Below are 4,854 nucleotides of genomic sequence, written 5' to 3'. Positions count from 1 at the left end.
AGCCAGCCGGACTTCGACTGGCAGAGCCCCTGGGTGCGCGCACAGTTCCGCGACGTGCTGCGCTTCTGGCTCGACCGGCTCGCGCAGGCGGAGAGCCCGTTCGCTGCGGTGCCGGCGGCCGATGTGAGGGACGCGCACTGGGTGCGGCCTGTCCTGGTCGGGGAGGTCGACTATCTCGAGTGGACCTCGGATGGCCGGTTGCGGCATCCGTCGTGGCGGGGCTGGCGCCCGGACAAGGCCGCGGAGGAGGTCGTGCGGGAGGCCTGAGCCTGCGTCGCGGCGCCCTGCGACATTCGGGTGGGGTCCGTAACGCGCCAGGCTAGCGCGGCGGTGCGGTGCGCGGCGGCTTCGGGGTGCGCGGCGGCTTCGGGGTGCGCGGCGGCTTCGGTGTGCGCGGCGGCCTGGGGAACGCCTCGCGCATGTGGTCGGAGGAGAGGTAGTCTCCGACGCCGATCATGATGAGGCTGAACAGGATCTGCTCGCTGACCATCCACAACGGGTACAGGCCCGGGATGGCGGCGAGGACGAGCGTGATCACCGGAAAGATCTTGCTGAACAGGCGCAGCCGGAGGTAGGCCCAGTAGAAGCCCTTCTGCGCCCGCCAGGCGAAGTAGAGCAGGGTGAGCGTCATCGCGAGCACAACGAAGGTGCGCATCCAGACCGAGGTCGGGATCTCGGTGCCGCCGAGGAACAGGACGACAGCGATGACGACCGCGGCCGCGCCGAGGACCAGTTCCGCGGCGAGGAGCCAGAGAATCGCGACGAACGTGCGCCTGGTCCTGGGGTGCCGGCGCATCTCGGGCGCGATGGTGTATTCCACGGACCGACCACCGGCGACCCGGTCGAGCCTGAGGAACAACGGTTCCAGTTTCATGATTCCTCCGGGTGTCAACGGTAGCGGGTCGCACGGGGCCGGTGTCACGGATCGGGTGGAGCGTGCCGGAAGCACGGTGCCGGACGGCCGAACCCGGCGTACGCTTCGGGCATGGACACGGACTATCCCGCATACCAGCGCGTGGCGAGCCCGATCGTGCCGTGGCTTCCCCGGGGCGATTCGCACGCGGTCCCCCGGCCGGCGTCCCGTCCGGTGAGGAGGGCGCGGTAATGGGCGCCCAGGCAGACCGGCTTCGCGCGATGTATTCCGGCGGGCGGGGGAACGCCACGGCGAAGCGCTATGCACGGTTGTGGAACCGGGCGCTGCGCCTCGGAGTGCTGCCGAGACGCTGGGTCTCCCTCGAGGTCATCGGGCGACGCAGCGGACAGGTGACCCGGTTCCCGATCGGGATGGCCGACGTTGACGGCCAGTGGTACCTCGTCTCGATGCTCGGCGAATGCAACTGGGTGCGGAACGTGCGCGCGGCTGGCGGCCGGGCGACGCTCCGCAGGCGCACGGCGCGCCCGGTCTGGCTCGTCGAGGTGCCGGCGGAGGACCGCGCGCCGATCCTGAAACGCTTCGCCGAGAAGGCCCCGGGCGGGCGCCCGCACATTCCCGTGGACCGGCACGAACCCGTTTCGGCATTCGAGGCGATCGCCGCGGACCATCCCGTCTTCCGGGTGCTGACCGCCGTCTGACTGCACCGGGTCAGGCGCGCGACTCCGGCGAGCGGACGTCGGTGGCCGGGCCGCCGGCATCCGCCCCGTCCAGGCGGGCGCGCAGGGCCGGCCAGCTCAGGGCGAAGCCGGGGTGCAACGGCAGTGCGTCGACGAGCTCGGCGGGCACCCAGCGCAGTGCGATGCTCTCACGGTCGCTGATCACGGGCTCGAAGGGTTCGAGGGCGCGTACGACGACCGTCGTATACGACCAGAAGCCGAGATCGAGTACCGAGCTGAACTGCACGCTCACGAGTTCGGCGGGCACGCCGGCCTCCTCGTTCGCCTCGCGGAGCGCGGCTTCGAGGGCGGTCTCGTGTTCATGCCGGGCGCCGCCGGGAAGCCCCCAGGTGTCGCCGTTGTGGCTCCACGCGGCGCGATGCTGCATCAGCACCCCGAGGTCGGCGTGGTGCACGAGCAGCCCGGCGGCCCCGAAGCGTCCCCAGAACCTGCGGCCGTCTGGCGCGAAGACCCACTCGTCGCCGTTTCCCGTCATGAACCAAGCATGCGGCATCCGGCCGCCATTCGGCCCAGAGCGTGCGGTTTTCGCACAGTGCGGTCGGTGCCTGCCCGCTGCGGGGTGGTTCTACAGGGCGACGATGGTGTGCAGCGGGGTGGTGCCGAGGCGGTCGCGGCCGAGGAGTTCGGTGAGCTCGAGCACGACGCCGACGCCCGTCAGTCGATAGCCGGCACGCCGGATGAGCCGGGAGGTGGCCGCGATCGTTCCGCCCGTCGCGAGCACGTCGTCGAGGACGAGCACCCGGGATCCCTCCGGCAGCTGGCCGATCTCGAGTTCGAGGCACGCCGAACCGTATTCGAGGTCGTAGTTCTCCGACAGCACGGAGCCGGGCAGCTTGCCGCCCTTGCGCACGGCGAGCACGGATGCCCCCGCCGCGTATCCCACGGCCGCCGCGAGCAGGAAACCCCGCGCTTCGATTCCTGCGACCGCGTCGAACTGCCCGGCGAACCGCCCGGCGAGTTCGTCGATGAGCGCCCGGAAGGCCACGGCGTCCGCGAAAACGGGGTTGAGGTCCCGGAAGAGGATGCCCGTCTCCGGGAAGTCCTGGTAGGACGCGAGGAGGGCGGTCACATGGTCTGCTGCTGGTGTTGGCACCGGTCAAGCCTAGGTGGTCGAGTGCCCCTGAACCGCTTCGGTCCCCCCGCTCGGGGCTGTGACCCCGGTCGGAGTGCCGCCGTGGTGCGACGCGGTGTCCGTCGTCGTTGCGGACATGGCGTCGGCGATGGCGGTGAGGAAGCGGATAACGGCGTTTCGTTCGGACGGTTCGAGGTCCTCTGCGGCCGCGAACATCCGCTCGTGCACGCCCCCGAGCGCCCGGCGCACCTCCTGATGCGCCGCCGGCGTCGCGAAGATGAGCTGGACCCGTCCGTCCACGGCGTGCGCCTCGCGGCGGATGTGCCCGGTGCGGGTCAGGCGCGCGAGCAGCTTCGACGTCGCGGCAGAGGAGATCCCGAGGTGGGAGGTGAGATCCTTCGGGCTGACCGGGGTCCGGCGGGCCTCGCGCTGGATCAGGTGCCTGATGGCCACGAGGTCGGTCTCGTTCACCGCGAGCTCGGCCCTGGCGCGCTCGCGCATCGCGGCATCCGCGGCCCGGAATGCCCGGAGCGCGGCGAGAACGTCGCGAGCACCGGTGGTCCCGGTCGTCCCGTTGTTCCCCTGGCCGGTCCAGAAGCTCGGCTCCGGCGACGGAGACCGGGGCGGGAAAGTGGCTCGTTCGGACATTCCACCATGCTAGCCTCACGATTAGCTAACTTGGTTAGCAATATCTACGGGTATGGTGGCGGGAAGGGGAGGAATCACATGCAGGCTGTGGACCAGACGGTCGAACTCGTCGTACTGCTCGACGAATCAGGGCGCCCGATCGGCTCGGCGCCCAAGAGCACGATGCACGACGCCGATACCGCCCTTCATCTCGCCTTCTCGGTCTATGTCTTCAACGAACGCGGGGAGGTTCTCGTCACCCGGCGCGCCCTCGGCAAGCGGACCTGGCCGGGAGTCTGGACGAACTCCTTCTGCGGGCATCCCCTCCCGGACGAGTCGCAGCGGCGGGCCATCGCACGGCGCGGCCGGTTTGAGCTCGGCCTCGACCTCGACGAACTGACCGTGGCGCTTCCCCTGTTCCGCTACCGGGCGACGGATGCGAGCGGCATCGTGGAAAACGAGATCTGCCCGGTGTACCGCGCGACGGTGCACACCGACCCCGTGCCGAATCCCGATGAGGTTTCCGAATACGTGTGGACCGACCCCGAAACCCTGCGCGCGAGCGCGCTCTCCAGCCCGTGGGCCTTCAGCCCATGGATGGTGCTCCAACTGAAGGAGTTGAGATTCGATGCCTGAGATCGCCCACATCGAAGTAGAGACCGAACTCCAGCGATACTTCGCGGCGGCCAGGCTGCGAGCGAGCGACTACGGAACGCACTACGTCGCTCTCTGGGACTCGCTCGAGCAGGCCAGCAGTGGCGGCAAGCGGGTGCGTCCCGCGCTCGTGCTCGCCGCGTTCGCCGGACTCGGCGGAACAGAGATGAGCCTGGCGATCCCGGTCGCCGTGAGCTTCGAACTCCTGCACACCGCGTTCGTGATCCACGACGACGTGATCGACCGCGACCTGCACCGTCGCGGCGTCGCGAACGTCGCCGGCAGGTTCACGGAGCGCGCCCTCGCCCATGGCGCCGTCGGGACGCAGACCGGCGCCTGGGCGACTACGGCGGCGATCCTCGCCGGCGACCTCGCCCTGAGCGAGGCGCACCGCGCACTCGCCCTGCTGCCGATCGGCGCCGAGCAGCGCGGCCGGCTCCTCGACCTTCTGGACCGGGCCGTCTTCGTGTCGGCGGCCGGTGAACTCGCGGACGTCACGAACACCGCTTCGAAGACTCCCCTCTCTGTCGAGGAAGTGACCGTGACCCTCGAGCAGAAGACCGCCGTCTACTCCTTCGAGGCTCCCCTGATGGCCGGGGCCGTGCTCGCGGGGGCGAGCGAGGAGGCGATCGTCGCCCTCGGACGGTTCGGCAGGCTCGTCGGCGTCGCCTTCCAGCTCACCGACGATATCCTCGGCGTCTTCGGAGACCCCGCGCGCACAGGGAAGAGCGCACTGACCGACCTGCGCGAGGGCAAGCAGACCGCGCTCGTTGCCTACGCCGGTACGACGGGCGACTGGCCGGCGATCGCACCGTTCGTCGGCAAGGCCGACCTCACCCAGGACGAGGCAGAGGAGGCCAGGGTGCTCCTGCGCAGCTGCGGGGCACTGC

At 70.2% G+C, this 4,854-nt stretch carries 8 protein-coding genes; 4 read left to right on the top strand and 4 right to left on the bottom strand.

The window, feature by feature from the left end; translation table 11 throughout:
* A partial coding sequence (locus QN345_RS15580) for a hypothetical protein (protein WP_323508839.1) occupies nt 1–267 on the top strand: 267 nt, incomplete at its 5' end.
* A 52-nt stretch (nt 268–319) separates the two neighbouring features.
* On the opposite strand, the gene QN345_RS15575 is transcribed toward QN345_RS15580, so the two are convergent.
* The gene (locus tag QN345_RS15575; protein WP_322189660.1) at nt 320–874 is read right to left on the bottom strand and encodes a hypothetical protein; all 555 of its coding nucleotides are present in this window, start codon (nt 872–874) and stop codon (nt 320–322) included.
* A 230-nt stretch (nt 875–1,104) separates the two neighbouring features.
* Between QN345_RS15575 and QN345_RS15570 the strand changes: the two genes are divergently transcribed.
* Nucleotides 1,105–1,572, top strand: a complete 468-nt coding sequence (locus QN345_RS15570; protein ID WP_322189659.1) for a nitroreductase/quinone reductase family protein — start codon at nt 1,105–1,107, stop codon at nt 1,570–1,572.
* A 10-nt stretch (nt 1,573–1,582) separates the two neighbouring features.
* Here QN345_RS15570 and QN345_RS15565 read toward each other — a convergent pair whose 3' ends face one another.
* From QN345_RS15565 to QN345_RS15555, 3 genes are all read right to left on the bottom strand, one after another.
* The gene (locus tag QN345_RS15565) at nt 1,583–2,086 is read right to left on the bottom strand and encodes an NUDIX domain-containing protein (protein WP_134446118.1); all 504 of its coding nucleotides are present in this window, start codon (nt 2,084–2,086) and stop codon (nt 1,583–1,585) included.
* A gap of 90 nt (nt 2,087–2,176) precedes the next feature.
* Complete coding sequence (locus QN345_RS15560) at nt 2,177–2,704, bottom strand: adenine phosphoribosyltransferase (protein WP_322189658.1); 528 nt, start codon at nt 2,702–2,704, stop codon at nt 2,177–2,179.
* Nucleotides 2,705–2,713: 9 nt separating this feature from the next.
* The gene (locus QN345_RS15555) at nt 2,714–3,331 is read right to left on the bottom strand and encodes a MarR family winged helix-turn-helix transcriptional regulator (protein WP_134446120.1); all 618 of its coding nucleotides are present in this window, start codon (nt 3,329–3,331) and stop codon (nt 2,714–2,716) included.
* A gap of 78 nt (nt 3,332–3,409) precedes the next feature.
* Between QN345_RS15555 and idi the strand changes: the two genes are divergently transcribed.
* Together idi and QN345_RS15545 are read left to right on the top strand one after the other, a co-directional pair.
* Nucleotides 3,410–3,946 (top strand): isopentenyl-diphosphate Delta-isomerase, encoded by a 537-nt coding sequence (gene idi, locus QN345_RS15550; RefSeq protein WP_134446121.1) that lies wholly within the window; start codon nt 3,410–3,412, stop codon nt 3,944–3,946.
* A partial coding sequence (locus QN345_RS15545) for a polyprenyl synthetase family protein (RefSeq protein WP_323508838.1) occupies nt 3,939–4,854 on the top strand: 916 nt, incomplete at its 3' end. The genes idi and QN345_RS15545, both read left to right, overlap by 8 nt.

The sequence above is a fragment of the Cryobacterium sp. 10I1 genome (assembly GCF_035019805.1).
Taxonomy (GTDB): domain Bacteria; phylum Actinomycetota; class Actinomycetes; order Actinomycetales; family Microbacteriaceae; genus Cryobacterium; species Cryobacterium glucosi.
Note: the sequence above shows the minus strand (reverse complement) of the source record. Positions and strands in the feature narration are given on the sequence as shown.